The sequence below is a fragment of the Propionibacterium freudenreichii subsp. freudenreichii genome (assembly GCF_000940845.1).
GTDB classification, from domain to species: Bacteria; Actinomycetota; Actinomycetes; order Propionibacteriales; family Propionibacteriaceae; genus Propionibacterium; species Propionibacterium freudenreichii.
Window position 1 is genome coordinate 73,405 of sequence record NZ_CP010341.1, and the last position, 14,552, is coordinate 87,956.

The 14,552-nt window shown below is 65.4% G+C and carries 9 protein-coding genes; 5 read left to right on the forward strand and 4 right to left on the reverse strand.

Annotation, left to right across the window (positions count from 1 at the left end; all coding sequences use genetic code 11):
• Positions 1 to 222: 222 nt before the first annotated feature.
• The 3 genes from RM25_RS00310 to RM25_RS11635 all read right to left on the reverse strand — a co-directional run bounded on the left by RM25_RS00310 (position 223) and on the right by RM25_RS11635 (position 6,560).
• On the reverse strand, positions 223 to 1,683 hold the full coding sequence (locus tag RM25_RS00310) for a sugar nucleotide-binding protein (protein ID WP_044636541.1): 1,461 nt from the start codon (positions 1,681 to 1,683) through the stop codon (positions 223 to 225).
• A gap of 4 nt (positions 1,684 to 1,687) precedes the next feature.
• Positions 1,688 to 2,686: a dTDP-glucose 4,6-dehydratase gene (gene rfbB / locus RM25_RS00315; protein ID WP_013159981.1), complete on the reverse strand. Its 999-nt coding sequence runs from the start codon at positions 2,684 to 2,686 to the stop codon at positions 1,688 to 1,690.
• Positions 2,687 to 2,816: 130 nt separating this feature from the next.
• Positions 2,817 to 6,560, reverse strand: a complete 3,744-nt coding sequence (locus tag RM25_RS11635) for a glucosaminidase domain-containing protein (protein WP_052809042.1) — start codon at positions 6,558 to 6,560, stop codon at positions 2,817 to 2,819.
• Positions 6,561 to 6,579: 19 nt separating this feature from the next.
• Between RM25_RS11635 and RM25_RS12680 the strand changes: the two genes are divergently transcribed.
• From RM25_RS12680 to RM25_RS00350, 5 genes are all read left to right on the forward strand, one after another.
• On the forward strand, positions 6,580 to 6,819 hold the full coding sequence (locus tag RM25_RS12680) for a hypothetical protein (protein ID WP_041703941.1): 240 nt from the start codon (positions 6,580 to 6,582) through the stop codon (positions 6,817 to 6,819).
• Positions 6,820 to 7,143: 324 nt separating this feature from the next.
• On the forward strand, positions 7,144 to 8,331 hold the full coding sequence (gene glf, locus RM25_RS00335; RefSeq protein WP_044635843.1) for a UDP-galactopyranose mutase: 1,188 nt from the start codon (positions 7,144 to 7,146) through the stop codon (positions 8,329 to 8,331).
• Positions 8,328 to 10,340 (forward strand): glycosyltransferase, encoded by a 2,013-nt coding sequence (locus RM25_RS00340; RefSeq protein ID WP_080774414.1) that lies wholly within the window; start codon positions 8,328 to 8,330, stop codon positions 10,338 to 10,340. The genes glf and RM25_RS00340 overlap by 4 nt, the downstream gene beginning before the upstream one ends.
• Positions 10,341 to 10,344: 4 nt before the next feature.
• Positions 10,345 to 11,229, forward strand: coding sequence for an ABC transporter permease (locus RM25_RS00345; RefSeq protein ID WP_044635844.1), 885 nt, complete (start codon positions 10,345 to 10,347; stop codon positions 11,227 to 11,229).
• Complete coding sequence (locus tag RM25_RS00350) at positions 11,229 to 11,999, forward strand: ABC transporter ATP-binding protein (protein ID WP_044635845.1); 771 nt, start codon at positions 11,229 to 11,231, stop codon at positions 11,997 to 11,999. The genes RM25_RS00345 and RM25_RS00350 overlap by 1 nt, the downstream gene beginning before the upstream one ends.
• Positions 12,000 to 12,111: 112 nt before the next feature.
• Here the strand turns inward: RM25_RS00350 and RM25_RS11640 are convergent, their stop codons facing one another.
• Entirely contained in the window at positions 12,112 to 14,520 is a 2,409-nt protein-coding gene (locus RM25_RS11640) for a polysaccharide pyruvyl transferase family protein (protein WP_052809043.1), read from the reverse strand.
• Positions 14,521 to 14,552 lie beyond the last annotated feature (32 nt).

A 14,552-nucleotide genomic window follows, 5' to 3' on the forward strand; every position in this document is an offset into this window, starting at 1 on the left:
CGCACACTCTGCGGCACGAGACGCTGCACCACTCCGATTCTCGTGGGCGATGCTTCGTTCCGGGGCATGACGACAAGACTAGTTGTCGCAGCGGTATATCAGTGGGCGGCGCGCAAGCGCATCACTCGCTCATGCCTGGCCTCGAAATGATTCTGGTACCAGATTGTTGGGGATATTGATTCGGATCTACCGCGACTGGCAAACAGCCGTTCATATTCCCAATCAATCAGGGCGGTTCACTGTCGGCTGTTGTCCGGACCCGTCCCGGCGCAACTGCGCCACATAGGCGTCCAGGCGCTCCTCCATGGAGGGCGGACGGAAGCCGGTGGCCTCGATGCGGGTGAGGTCCAGCGTGCTGTCGGCGGGGCGCGGTGCGGCGTCCTTGCCGGCGAAGTACTCCGCCGTGCTGATCGGTGACACATCCTGCGGGTCGTGGCCGCTCAGGGCGAAGACGCGCTTGGCCACCGCGGCCCAGCTCAGCGGGGTGCCCTCGTTGGACAGGTTGTAGGTGCCCCAGGCGGCGCCGTGGCGCAGCAGGTGGATGATGCCGGCGGCCAGGTCGGTGGTGAAGGTGAGGCGTCCCACCTGGTCGTCCACCACCTTGGGGGCGATGCCGCGCCCGGCCAGGTCAACCATGGTGCGCACGAAGTTCTTGCCCTCGCCCACCACCCAGCTGGTGCGCACCAGGTAATGCCTGGGCGTGGCGGCCACGGCGGCGTCGCCGCCGGCCTTCGACTGCCCGTAGACGCCCAGGGGGCTCGGCATCTCGTCCTCGCGATGCGGTGCCCGGGTGCCGTCAAAGGTGTATTCCGACGAGATGTGCACCAGCGTGAGCCCGTGCTCGGTGGCAACCCGGGCGAGGTTTGCCGGCCCGGTGGCGTTCGCGGCCCATGCCCGCGGCCTGCCCTGGGCGGTCTCGGCACCATCGACGTCGGTCCAGGCCGCCGCATTCACGATGACGTCGACGGTGCTCCAGTCGTAGGCGTCCACACTGGCCCGGTCGGCGATGTTGAGCTTGTCGAGGTCGACGCCCACCGGGAGGAAGCCGGCATCGGGCAGCTGCGCCATGAGCGCGCGTCCCAGCTGGCCGTGGGCACCGGTCACCAGCACCCTCGGCATCGCCGGGGGGAAGGGCGTCACCGCGTCGAGGCGCGGATGGGCGCGGTCCTTGTCCGACAGGATCGCGTCGTCCAGCGCAATGGGCCAGTCGATGGCCACGGTCTCATCGGCCAGGTTGAGGAAGGTGTACTTCGCCTCGGGCGACCAGTGCGCATTCACCAGGTAGGTGTAGGCGGTGTTCGGCTCCAGCGTCTGGTAGGCGTTGCCCACGCCCCGCGGCACGTAGACGGCCACGCCGGGATCGATCTCGCAGGTGAACACGGTGCCGAAGCTGGGACCCTCGCGCAGGTCCACCCAGGCGCCGAAGACGCGGCCGGTGGCCACCGAGATGAACTTGTCCCAGGGCTCGGCATGGATGCCGCGGGTGACGCCCACCTCATCGTTGAACGAGATGTTGTTCTGCACCGGGCCGAAGTCGGGCAGACCCAGCGCGGTCATCTTGGCGCGCTGCCAGTTCTCCTTGAACCAGCCCCGGTTGTCGCCGTGCACGGTGAGGTCGAACACCAGGAAGCCCGGAATCGGGGTGGTGGTGGCGGCCAGCTGCTTCTCGTGGTCAAGCGCCATGGTGTCAGTGCCCCTGCGCCGCATACTTGGCTTCGACGGCGGCCTTCTGTGGGCGCCACCACGATTCGTTGGCGCGATACCAGTCGATGGTGTGCGCCAGGCCGGCATCGAAGTCGCGGTAGTGCGGCTGCCAGCCCAGCTCGGTGCGCAACCTGGTGGAATCGATCGCATAGCGCCGGTCGTGTCCGGGGCGATCGGTGACATGGTCATAGGCGTCGGCGGGCTGGCCCATGGCCACCAGGATCTTCTCGATCACCGTCTTGTTGTTGAGTTCGCCGTCGGCCCCGATCAGGTAGGTCTCGCCGTAGCGTCCCTTGTCGAGGATCGTGAGCACCGCGGCATTGTGGTCGTCCACGTGGATCCAGTCGCGCACATTGAGCCCGTCGCCGTACAGCCGGGGGCGCACGCCGTCGATGATGTTGGTGATCTGGCGGGGAATCAGCTTTTCGACGTGCTGACGCGGCCCGTAGTTGTTGGAGCAGTTGCTGATGGTGGCGCGCACGCCGAAGCTGCGCACCCAGGCGCGCACGAGCAGATCGGACCCCGCCTTGGTCGACGAATAGGGGCTCGACGGGTTGTACGCGGTCTCGGGCTCGAACTTTGCCGGATCGTCCAGGGCGAGGTCGCCGTAGACCTCATCGGTGGAGATGTGGTGATAGCGCACGTCATGGGCGCGGACGGCCTCCAGCAGGCTGAAGGTGCCCACCAGATTCGTCTGCACGAAGGGCGCCGGGTCGAGGAGCGAATTGTCATTGTGCGATTCGGCGGCGAAGTGAACCACGGCATCGGCATCCGCTACCAGCTTGTCGACGAGCTCACGATCGCAGACGTCTCCCTTGACGAAGCTGTAGCGGTCGGCCGGAAGGCCCTCCAGCGAGCCCATATTTCCGGCGTAGGTGAGCTTGTCGAGCACCACCACCGTGTCGTCGGTGTGGTCGAGCACATGGTGAACGAAGTTGGAGCCGATGAAACCGGCACCGCCGGTGACGAGTAGTCGAGCCATAGCGGCAGCCTAGCAATCAGGGCCTTCACCGAGCTGGCACGATCTCCCGCCCGGCGAACGGGGACAGATGTGGATGGGGCCGGGCAGTCGCAATGACTGCCCGGCCCCATCTGCGTGAGTATGGCGTCGATCAGACGTCGTACTGATAGAGGTTGTAGCGATCCATGATCGAGATGATCTTGTTCGCATAGGTGGGATCGGTGGCATATCCGGCAGCCGCGATCGCCCGCACGAAGTCCCGATCATTGGTGGTCAGGAAGGCCGGGTAATAGCGGTTGGCCGAGTTGCTCGGATCGCCCAGGCTCAGGAAGAAGCCATGGTCGAGGAAGGAATCACCCGGGCTGTTGTAGCTGCGGAAGCCCGCCTGAATGGTGACATAACCGCCATTCACCCACTCGCTGGTCGAGTACGAGGTGCACCCCGAGACGAAGGGGCTGCCGTAGGCAGGGCACTTGATGCCGAAGTAGTTGTTGTCCACTGCGGTCAAGCTGCTCTGGCCCCAGCCACTCTCGATGATCGACTGGGCAATCGACACGGCAGCCGGAACCCGATATCGGCGCTGCTCTTCCTGGGCGAACCCAGCAACCCATCGGATATAGCCGGCCTCGTCACCCGCGGCTGGCTTGGAGCCGCCCGTATTGACCACATTGACCACGGTGCCACCGGAGTTCTTCCAGGCGATAGTGCCATTCTGGAAGGTCTGGATGGTGCCGTCGTCGGTGGGTGCCTCATCGCTGGTGGGGAAGCCTAGTGCGCCATCGGACGCACCCCAGGCGAAGTAGGTTGCTCCGACGGCGCCGCGCACCGCATAGGCGTAGTTGTTCGGTCGCCAGTAGATGCGTCCGCCCTCGAAATCTTGGGAGACGCCGCCATTGATAGCGGCCTCGCCGGCACGGGGGAACTGAAGCAGGCCTGAGGATGCGCCAAGCTTGAGATACTCGTCAAGCATCGCGCCACGCACAGTGGCGTTCCCAAGGCCGTCCTTCCAGTAGATGCGCCCGCCTTGGAACACCTGGTAGCTCCCTCCGTCGGCGCTGATCTCGCTGCTTGTCGGCAGTCCGAGTAGTCCGGTTGACGCGCCTTGGTTGATGTAGGAGTCGCCGATGCCGCCGCGCACCATATGGCCACCAGTTGGGCCGCTCCAGTAGATGCGGCCGCCCTGGAACTGCTGGTACCAACCGTTGGGCAGGGTGATCTCGTTGCTCGTGGGCAATCCGAGTAGGCCGTAGGCTGAGTTGCCCATTGCTGTGAAGGTGTCGCCGATGCCTCCCTTGACCACATTGACCACGGTGCCACCGGAGTTCTTCCAGGCGATAGTGCCATTCTGGAAGCTCTGGATGGTGCCGTCAGCGGTTGGATTCTCATTGCTGGTGGCAAAGCCCAGCGCGCCGCTCGAACCACCCCATGCGTCATAGGTGGCTCCGATGGCGCCGCGCACCAGGTAGGCATAGCTGTTGGGATGCCAGTAGAGGCGTCCGCCCTCGAAGTCCTGTAGGGCGCCGCCAGCGATGGCGACCTCTCCTCCCCGCGGGAAGGCGAGCAGGCCCGACGACGCATTCATGCTGAGGTAGGCGTCAAGCATCGCGCCGCGCACGGTGCCGCTTCCCAGTCCGTCCTTCCAGTAGATGCGACCACCCTGGAAGACCTGGTAACTCCCCCCGTCCGCACTGATCTCGCTGCTGGTAGGCAGGCCGAGCAGACCGGTTGAGGCACCCTGGTTGACATAGGAGTCCCCGATGCCGCCCCGCACCATATGACCACCGGTCGGACCGAACCAGTAGATGCGGCCGCCCTGGAACTGCTGGTACCAACCGGCAGGCAGGGAGACCTCGTCGCCAGTGGGCAGGCCGAGCAGCCCATAGGCCGAGTCGCCCATTGCCGCGAAGGTGTCGCCGATTCCGCCCTTGATGGCGTGTCCGCCGGTGGCGCCGCTCCAATAGATGCGGCCGTTCTGGAACTGCTGCATCCATGCACCATTGCCGAGGCTGAGTTCACCACTGACGGGGGCGCCGAGGGTAGACAAGGCGGATTCCCCGAGCGCCGCGAAGGTGTCGCCAATGCCGCCCTTGACGAGAATGCCGGCAGTGGGATAGCTCCAGAAAATGCTTCCGTTCTGGAAGTGCTGGAACCAGCCATTGGAAAGAACCGTCTCGTCGCCGGTGGGCAGGCCGAGCAGCCCATAGGCCGAGTCGCCCATTGCCGCGAAGGTGTCGCCGATTCCGCCCTTGATGGCGTGTCCGCCGGTGGCGCCGCTCCAATAGATGCGGCCGTTCTGGAACTGCTGCATCCATGCACCATTGCCGAGATCAACTTCGTCGCCGGTGGGCATGCCCATGGCACTTGGCGCGCTTGCCATGGCTGCGAAGGTGTCGCCGATGCCGTTATGCACGATGCGTGCACCGCTCGCCTGGCTCCAATAGATGAGTCCGCGCTGGAACTGCTGGTACTGGGAGCCATCGGCCAAAGTAGTTACCTGCCCAGAGGGCAGACCAAGACTTGCTGGCCCATCAGTGCCGAGGCTGGCATAGATCGCACCGATATTGCCATGGACAACGACTCCAGCGGTGGCATAACTCCAGAAGATGCTGCCCTTCTCAAACTGCTGTGCCCATCCATTCGCAACCGCAGCCTCGTCGCTTGTGGGGAGTCCCAGATCAGCGAACGCGGAGGAACCCAGGGACGTGTAGGTGTCGTTGATCCCACCGTGGACGATATGGGCTCCAGTGGTTGGCGACCAGAAGATGCGGCCGCTCTGGAAGCTCTGCATTACGCCACTTCGAACGGAGACTGGGTCAGCCGTGGGCAACCCGAGATAGCTGTATGCCGAATCCCCAAGTGCCGCATAGGCCGCTGCAATATCGCCGTTGGTGGCGTGTCCGCCAGTGGCTCCGCTCCAGAAGATGCGGCCGTTCTGGAACTGCTGCACCCACATGCCGTTGCCGAGATCCCTCTCGTCGCCCGTGGGCAGTCCGATATCGGTGAGCGCAGAATCACCCATCGCAAAGTAGACATCGCCGATGCCGCCCTTGATGGCATGCGCGCCGGTGGCCTGCGACCAATAGATGCGTCCGTTGGCGAACTGCTGCCAGGCGCCGCCCCCGCTGAGGGCAGTTTCTGACGAGGTGGCCGCACCAAGCACTCCGTTGGCACCGCCCAGCTGGTTGTACAGATCTCCGATCGCACCCGAAGTCGCGATCTGCGCAGATGGCGCCACCGCATCAGCGATGGCGCTGGTCGGGGCCTGGGTCGTCGGGGCCTGGGCGGTCGGTGACTGGGTTGTTGAGGGGGCTGCCGCCGAGGGGGTCGCTGGGCTTGCACTCGACGAGCTGGAGCTGTTCGCGGGGGTTGGCGTTGCCGGCGTCGACGCGCTCGTGGCCGCGGTGGTGGGCTGCGCGGTGCTCTTGGCCGATGCCGTGTTGGCGGCTGATGAGTTGCTACTGGTCTTGGTGGTCGCATCCGCTGCGGAGTTGGCGCTCGTGGCCGTGGTTGCTGTCGACGTGGAAGCGGTTGCAGACGGCGCGCTCGACGCCGTCGCGGTTGCGGACGTGGTCTTGCCCAGGGCGGCGTACTTTGCCGCCACATCGCTGGTGACGACCTTTCCGCCGTCATTGGTCCAGTAGATGCCAGCGTTCTGGAACTGCTGGTACCAACCGTCAGGCAGCTTCACCTCATCGTAGGTGGGCAGACCGAGCTTGGTCAGCGCGGCATCGCCCAACGCGACATAGGTATCGCCGATGCCGCCCTTGATGGCATGCGCGCCGGTGGCCTGCGACCAGTAGATGCGTCCATGCTGGAACTGCTGCCAGACGCCACCACCGGTAAGGGGGGTCTCCGATGCAGTGGCCAGGCCGAGCTCGCCGTCGGCGCCATCCATGGCCGTGTAGAGATCGCCGATGGCACCCGAGACGGTGATGGTCTTTGGCGTGGTGGACGTCTCACTTGTGGCTAGGACAGGTGTCGCAGAGCTGCTGGAGCTGGTGGTGCCCGACGACGCAGAGGTGCTGGCCGACGTTGCCGCCGGACTGGCAGGGGTCTCAGAGACGGTGTCGGCAGAGGCATGTGAGGGGGCTAGGGCGAGGGACAGGCCTACCGCTGGGATGGCTGCCAGAATGAAACCGGCAGTGCGCGTATAGGGAATGCTCTTCTTAGAGGGCCCTGCTAGCACGAGCTCGTCCTCCTGTTGGTTGAGTGGGCACAAAAACTTCAGCGTGATGCATACTGCGCGCCGTCGGTGGTTTGTGCCACTCTGGACCTCAACCCACGGTTGACCGTTAGACCTGTGGGCACAGGCGGCAATTGGCGGTGTCGGTCCATGGTGCGGACCATGACAGGCATTGCCCCATGGGTCGGGATGCGACCGGGTTGGCTCCCACCCGTGCGGGGCGTCGTCGGTTATCGTGAAGGGGCGGTAGCCATGGGGTGTCCGCCACAACGTTGACCTATGAGGGAGTACTTCGGTGCAAGCAGACTTGGTGGTCGTGGGCGCTGGCCTGTTCGGCCTGACCATCGCGGAGCGCGCGGCCAATGAGCTCGGTCTCAAGGTGGTGGTGCTCGATCGGCGGGACCATATCGGGGGCAATGCCTATTCCGAGAAGGACGAGGCCACCGGCATTGAGGTGCACCGCTATGGCGCGCATCTGTTCCACACCTCCAATGAGAAGGTGTGGGAGTACGTCAACCAGTTCACCGACTTCACCGGCTATGTGCACCACGTGTACACAAACCATCAGGGCGAAGTCTTCCCGATGCCCATCAATCTGGGCACCATCAACCAATTCCTGCGCTCGGCACTGTCGCCAGCACAGGCCCGTGACTGGGTGCGCGAACAGGCCGGAGAACTCGCCGGCACGAACCCGACGAACCTCAATGACAAGGGCATTCAGCTCATTGGGCGTCCGCTCTATGAGGCGTTCATCAAGTACTACACCGGCAAGCAGTGGCAGACCGACCCGAAGGACCTGCCCGCGTCGATCATCAGCCGCCTTCCGGTGCGCTACACCTACGACAACCGCTACTTCAACGACACCCACGAGGGCCTTCCAGTGCACGGCTACACCGCCTGGTTCGAGCGGATGATCACCAATCCCAATATTGAGGTGCGATTGAACACCGACTTCTTCGATGACTCGCAGGAGTACTCGAAGTCGAAGGTCATTGGCTCGATCCCGGTGATCTACACCGGCCCGGTTGACCGCTACTTCGACTACGCCGATGGCAACCTGGGCTGGCGCACCATCGATCTGAAGGAAGAGATCCTCGACATTGAGGACTTCCAGGGTTGCTCTGTTATGAACTACCCCGACGCCGATGTTGACTTCACCCGCATCATCGAGTTCCGCCACTTCCATCCCGAGCGGGATTACACCAAGGACGCCACCGTGATCATGCGCGAGTATTCGCGTTTTGCGGGGCGTGACGACGAGCCCTATTACCCGGTGAACACCGCTGAGGATCGGGAGACCCTGCTGAAATATCGCGAGCGGGTCAAGCACGAATCGCAGATCCTGTTCGGCGGACGCCTGGGCAGTTACAAGTACCTCGACATGCACATGGCCATCGGCTCGGCGCTGAGCATGTATGAGAACAAGGTGCGGCCGCACTTCGCCAATGGCGAGGCGCTGGTCAGCGGAGGAGTGGACGAGTGAGCGTCAGCACGGCAAAGCAGCCCATGGTCTCCGACTTCAGCGACACCCCGGTGTCGTCGGTCGAGAGCAATGGCTACCGGGTTGCCACCCGGGTGATCTTCCCCAGCGACGCCGACCTCGACGTGATGCCGCTGTACATCGACCTCGACGAGGACGAGTCGGAGTCGCACATCCACCCAGAGGACGTGCGTGGACGCGACTCGATCGCCGTGCGCCCCGGCGTGCGCATGAGCCTCGGCTCCTATTTCAATGCCTTCCCCGCCAGCTACTGGCGTCGGTGGAGCGTCGTGCGCACGGTGCGCCTGGTGGTCAACACCTCCGGGCAGGGCACCGTCGTGGTGTACAAGTCGAACGCGCGCGGCAACCGCCAGCGCGTGCAGTCGGTGCAGGTGTCGGGCGAGCACAACCAGCAGGTCTTCGACCTTCCGCTGGAGACCTTCGGCGACGGCGGCTTCTACTGGTTCGACCTGGTGGCCGGCGACAACGAGATGGTGCTCGAGTCGGCGCAGTGGTGGGTGCCCACCGCCAGCCAGCCGCACGGCACCGCCACCTTCGCCACCACCACCCTCAACAAGCCCGACTATGTGGTGAAGAACCTGCGCGCGATGGCCGGCGACGTCAGCCTGCGCGACGTGGTCGACGAGATCCTGATCATCGACCAGGGCACGAAGAAGGTGGCCGAATACGCCGGCTTCGACGAGGTGAAGGCCGAGCTGGGCGACCAGCTGGTGGTGATCGACCAGGCCAACCTCGGCGGCTCGGGCGGTTTCTCGCGCGGCATGTACGAGGGCGCCACCCGCGGCAAGTCCGACTATGTGATCCTGCTTGACGACGACATCAGCCTGGAGACCGAGAGCATCATCCGGCTGGTCACCTTCGCCGACATGTGCAAGAAGCCCACCCTGGTGGGCGGCCACATGTTCGACCTGTTCAACCGCACGGTGCTGCACACCTACGGCGAAGTGGTCGAGCCCTATTACTGGCAGCCGGCACTGCCCCATCCCGACCAGTCGCTGGGCCATGACTTCGTGCACGGCGGCGGCAAGCCCGACGATGGCGGCCTGCGCTCCACCGAATGGCTGCACCAGCGCACCGACGTCGACTACAACGGCTGGTGGATGGACCTCATCCCGGTGAGCGTCATCAAGGAGATCGGCCTGTCGTTGCCCGTCTTCATCAAGTGGGACGACGCCGAGTACGGCCTGCGCGCCAAGGAGGCCGGCTACAACACGGTCTCCCTGCCCGGTGCCGCCGTCTGGCACATCAGCTGGGTGGACAAGGACGACCTGGTGGGCTGGCAGGCCTACTTCCACGATCGCAACCGCTATATCTCGGCGCTGCTGCACAGCCCGTTCCCGCGCGGCGGCGACATCGTCAGCAATTCGCAGAAGCTCGATCTGAAGCACCTGGTGTCGATGCAGTACTACACGGTGATGGGACGCCTGCAGGCCCAGCGTGACCTGTTGGCGGGGCCCGGCACGCTGCCCGGCCTGCTGGCCACCAAGCTGCCCGCCATCCGCGCCGCCGCGAAGGACTTCTCCGATTCGACGCTGAAGAAGGAATACGAGGACTTCCCCGACATCCATGCGCCGAAGCCGAAGCGTCCCCGCAAGCGGTCGGTGGAGAGCTCCCGGTTCCTGAAGATGGCCGAGGGTGCCAAGGCGGTGCTGCGCCAGTTCCGGCGTCCGCGCCCGGGCCACCTCGACAACCCGCAGACCGAGATCGCCTTCAAGGACAACAAGTGGTGGAACACCGCGCAGTGGGATTCCGCGCTGGTGACCAACGCCGAGGGCACCGGCATCGCTTGGTACAAGCGCGAGCCGGCCGAGATGCGTCGGATGCTTGCCGAGTCGGCGGCCAACCAGGCCCGGATCCTGCACGAGTGGCCGCGCCTGCGCGACGAGTACAAGGAGGCGCTGCCGCAGCTGACGTCCTTCGAGCAATGGGAGGAACTGTTCGGCATTGAGCATCGTCCCCTTGGCGAGCCGCCTGCGGGCGAGGAAAATTGAGCCTGTGAGTTCGTCTGATCTGGCGTCGCTGCCGTTGCATGCCCCCGGGCACTCCAACGGCCTGCTCGACGTGCCGAAGTGGCACTTCCTCCTCAACCTGTTGGTGAAGAAGGAACTGCGCGTCCGCTACCGCGGCTCGGTGCTTGGCATGCTGTGGAGCTACGTCAAGCCGGCCGTGCAGCTGCTCGTCTACTACATGGCGATGGGTAAGTTCCTGCGCCTGTCGGCGTCGATGACCAACTACGTCATCTACCTGTTCGCCGGCATGGTGATGATCAACTTCTTCAATGAGGTGATGGGCAACACCACCCGCTCGATCGTCAACAATGCGCCACTGGTGGGCAAGATCTACCTGCCCCGCGAATTGTTCCCGGTGTCGAGCCTGTGGGTGGCGTTCGTGCACTTCGTGCCCCAGCTGGCCGTGTTGCTGCTGGGGGCGTTGATCGTCGGCTGGCGGCCCACGATGCTCAATGTGATGGCCGGACTGCTGTCGATCGCCATGGTCGCCATCTTCGCGCTGGGCCTGGGCCTGGCCTTTGCCGCGTGGAATGTGATGTTCCGCGACGCCGAGAACCTGGTTGACCTGATCGCCATGGTGGCCCTGTGGGTGTCGCCGGTGTTCTACAACTGGAGCATGGTGCAGTCGGTGGTGCCCGGCTGGCTGTGGAACATCTACCAGTGCAATCCGCTGGCGATGTCGGTGGAGCTGTCGCACTATGCGTTCTGGGTGCCCACCCGGGGCGTCACCGCCACCCGGTCGATGGCCGAGCTGATGCCACCGCACTGGGTGATGTGGTCGGGTGTGGCGCTGCTCATCTCGCTGATCATCCTGGTGCTGGGCCAGATGGTCTTCCGTGCCAACGAGGGCAAGTTTGCCCAGGAGCTGTGATGAGCGAGCCTGTTGAATCCACGGTGATGGTCGATCCCAACCTGGTGGTCGCGCGGCTGCGCGATGTGGACAAGCGCTTCACCCTGCACCACACGCACTCCATCAAGGAGTACTTGGTGTGGACGATGAAGGGCCGCAAGGGCGAGCTCTCGGAGAGCTTCCTGGCCCTCGACGACGTCAACCTCGACATCCACCAGGGCGAGTCGGTGGCGCTGCTGGGCTTCAACGGCTCGGGAAAGTCCACCTCACTGAAGCTGCTGTCGGGCGTCATGATGCCCGACAAGGGCGAGGTGGCCATTCGTGGCCGCATCGCCGGCCTGATCGAGGTGGGCGCCGGCTTCCATCCCGACCTCACCGGGCGTGAGAACGTCTACCTCAACGGCGCGATCCTCGGCATGAGCGAGTCGGAGATCGACGAGAAGTTCCAGCGCATCGTCGACTTCAGCGAGATCGAGAAGTTCATCGACACCGAGGTGAAGTTCTACTCCTCGGGCATGTTCCTGCGCCTGGCCTTCGCGGTTGCCGCACACTCCGAGCCCGACATCTTCCTCATCGACGAGATCCTCACGGTGGGCGACGAGCCGTTCCAGCGCAAGTGCATCGCCAAGATCAAGGAACTCAAGGCCGGCGGGCAGACACTTGTGGTGGTCAGCCACGACCTCGACATGGTGCGCGGCATCTGCGATCGCGGCGTGGTGCTGGCGCAGGGCCGGGTGACCTTCGACGGCGACGTCGACGACGCGGTGGAGTTCCTGCGCAGCACCGAGTGACCCTCGGCCCCGCTCCAGGCTCGGGCCCGGGTTCAGGGCCCCGGTTCAGGCTCCGGACCTGCCACGGCCGCGCCGTGCCACGACCCCGACATCGGTGCCCGGAACCGTGCCACTACAGGCGGCCGGTGATGCGTCCCGCCGCGCGGCTCAGATAGCCGCGGGCCACTTGGTACTGGCGCTTGGCGAAGTTGAACCCGCCCCCGGCGCGCACCGCATGGTCGGTGGCGCGTAGCTGCACCTGCAGGTCGGCGATGAGCTGCTGCTGGGTGCCCAGGGCGTCCACCACCTCCTGGATCTTCTGCTCCAGGTGGTCGGTCTCGCGCTCCAGTTCCTTGCTGATGAACAGGGGCAGGCCCAGGCCGTTCTTGTCGGTCCATTCCTTGAGGGCCTTGTTGCGCAGCAACAGGTCGTACTCGGTGTGGTCGGAGCTGTTGGTGTACATCGAGTTGCCGGCCGTCCCCTCGGCGGGCTGCAGCGGACGATGGTGCCAGTTGGCCAGGGCGTGGTCGATGAAGCCCACCTCGCCGGCCTGTAGCAGGCGCAGGTGGAAGACGTAGTCGCCGATCACCGGATAGTCCTCGGCGTACAGCCCCACCCGGTCGTGCACGGCACGCCGGTAGACCAGGCAGATCGGCACGATGCGGTTGAGCTTCACGAAGTCGAGCAGGCGCATCGCATGCAGATCGGGCCACGACGGGAAGCGCTCATAGGTCACCCAGTCGGGGCCCACCTGCCGCTCCATCACGATCGTGGTGCGGGTGGCGACGGCCTCCTCGTCGGGATGGGCACGCAGGTGCGTGAGCGTCTCGAGCAGGAACCGCGGCTGCCAGCTGTCGTCGTCGTCGTGGATGTTGACGAATTCACTGTGCGAGTTGGCCAGCCCCACGTTGGAGGCGGCCTCCATGCCGTGCGACACGGGATTGTTCACCACGGTGAGTCGATCGCCGAGCTCGCTGCGGTAGCGGTCGAGTACGGACGCCACCTGGTCGGTGTCGCCGGCGTCGTTGACCACCACCAGCTGCCAGTCAGCCCAGGCCTGCTCCAGCACGTCCTGGACGGCGCGGTCGAGGAAGCCGGGGCGGTTCTGCGTGCGCATGATCAACGCCACCGTGCGGTCGGCGCCGGCAGCCGGTGCATAGCGGAAGGGGGCAATCGCCGCGGCGACGTCGCCGGTGAAGCGGTCGACCTGGTCGAGCGCGGCGGGTCCGCCGAGCGGGGCGGCGCTGTCGGGGGTGGCAGCGTCGTGTGTGGCATCGCGGGGGGCCTCGGCCGGGTTGCTCGCGTCGGCGCGATCACTGTCATCGGCGGTGTCACTGGCCTCGTCGAGCACGGCAACCACCTGGTCCCACCAGCGGCTGGCGGCGTCCAGGCGCTCGGGGCGCACGGCCAGCGCGGCGCTGCGTTCGGCGTCGGCGCCGGCCACCAGGGCATCGAGCACCGCGTCGGCGACATCGGCACGCAGGGCACCGGTCGCCGGGTCCCACAGGGCCGCGAAGGGCACCGACGCGTTGCTGCGGCCCCAGTTCGCCAGGGCGCCATCGACGCGGCTGCGGGCATAGCGGCCGAGGGTGATCGGCAGCACCGGGGTGCCGGACAGCAGTCCGAAGACCACCGGATGGAAGCGGGTGGTGAGCGCCCATCGCGAGGCGGCCAGCCGGGTGGTGGCGTCAACCGCCTGTTCGATGGGCAGCAGCGTGGCCTGATGGCTCATCTGCGCGGCCACCAGCTTGTGGATGCGCACATCGCTGCGCGGACGGTCGGGATCGGCCATGTGCGGCACGAACTCCACCTCGGCGCCGGTGCGCTGCGCCAGGCCGTCGATCAGGGCAGCCATGATGGACACATAGTCGTGTTCGGCGAAGGGTTCGGCGTTGTCGCCGAGCGTGACGCTGATCCGGTTGGCCTTGGGATGGTCCCAGTCGGCGTCCAGCAGCACGGCGTCGTCGAGGGTCTGGAAGATCGCCGGATGCTCGGGGCACAGTTGCGTGGCCAGCCGATAGCTGTCGGCGTCGCGCACGCCCACCAGCTGGCACAGCTCGAGCAGTTCTTTGAGTGCGGCGCGGTCGCTGAGCAGCAGGAAGGGCCCCAGGCTCTGCCCGCTGAGCACCACCGGGATGTCGAGGAAGGACGCCACCAGGGCGGTGGCCAGGCGCTCATAGACCAGCCAGCCGAAGTTGGAGTTGAGGCTGCCGCCGCCACCGATCACCAGGGCGTCGACGCCGCGCAGCTGGTTCATGATCTTGAACAGCTTGTCCTTGGCAGGCAGGGCCACGTGGTTTCCCGACAGCACCTTGCGGATCTCGGCCAGGTAGCGGTCGCGCTCGTCCAGCGGCCAGGGGAAGGTGAGTGCCGGGATCGACTCGGCGTGTGGCTGCCCGCCGGGTCCGTACTTCTCCTGACGCGAGATCATCACCACCTCGTGTCCGCGCTGCCGCAGCTGTGCCGCGCTGGCGATTCCGATGGCCTCGTCGCCGACGTGATAAACCGCCTGGTCAACCTCGCACAGAAGCGCTACCCGCATACGAAGCTCCTTGATACCGGGACGTGTGGCCG

Excerpts from the sequence above, each read along its gene's own strand:
- rfbB (WP_013159981.1), bottom strand. The coding sequence starts at position 2,686 with ATGGCTCGACTACTCGTCACCGGCGGTGCCGGTTTCATCGGCTCCAAC.
- RM25_RS12680 (WP_041703941.1), top strand. The coding sequence starts at position 6,580 with ATGGCACCCGAGACGGTGATGGTCTTTGGCGTGGTGGACGTCTCACTT.
- RM25_RS11635 (WP_052809042.1), bottom strand. The coding sequence starts at position 6,560 with ATGGATGGCGCCGACGGCGAGCTCGGCCTGGCCACTGCATCGGAGACC.
- RM25_RS11640 (WP_052809043.1), bottom strand. The coding sequence starts at position 14,520 with ATGCGGGTAGCGCTTCTGTGCGAGGTTGACCAGGCGGTTTATCACGTC.
- RM25_RS00350 (WP_044635845.1), top strand. The coding sequence starts at position 11,229 with ATGAGCGAGCCTGTTGAATCCACGGTGATGGTCGATCCCAACCTGGTG.
- RM25_RS00310 (WP_044636541.1), bottom strand. The coding sequence starts at position 1,683 with ATGGCGCTTGACCACGAGAAGCAGCTGGCCGCCACCACCACCCCGATT.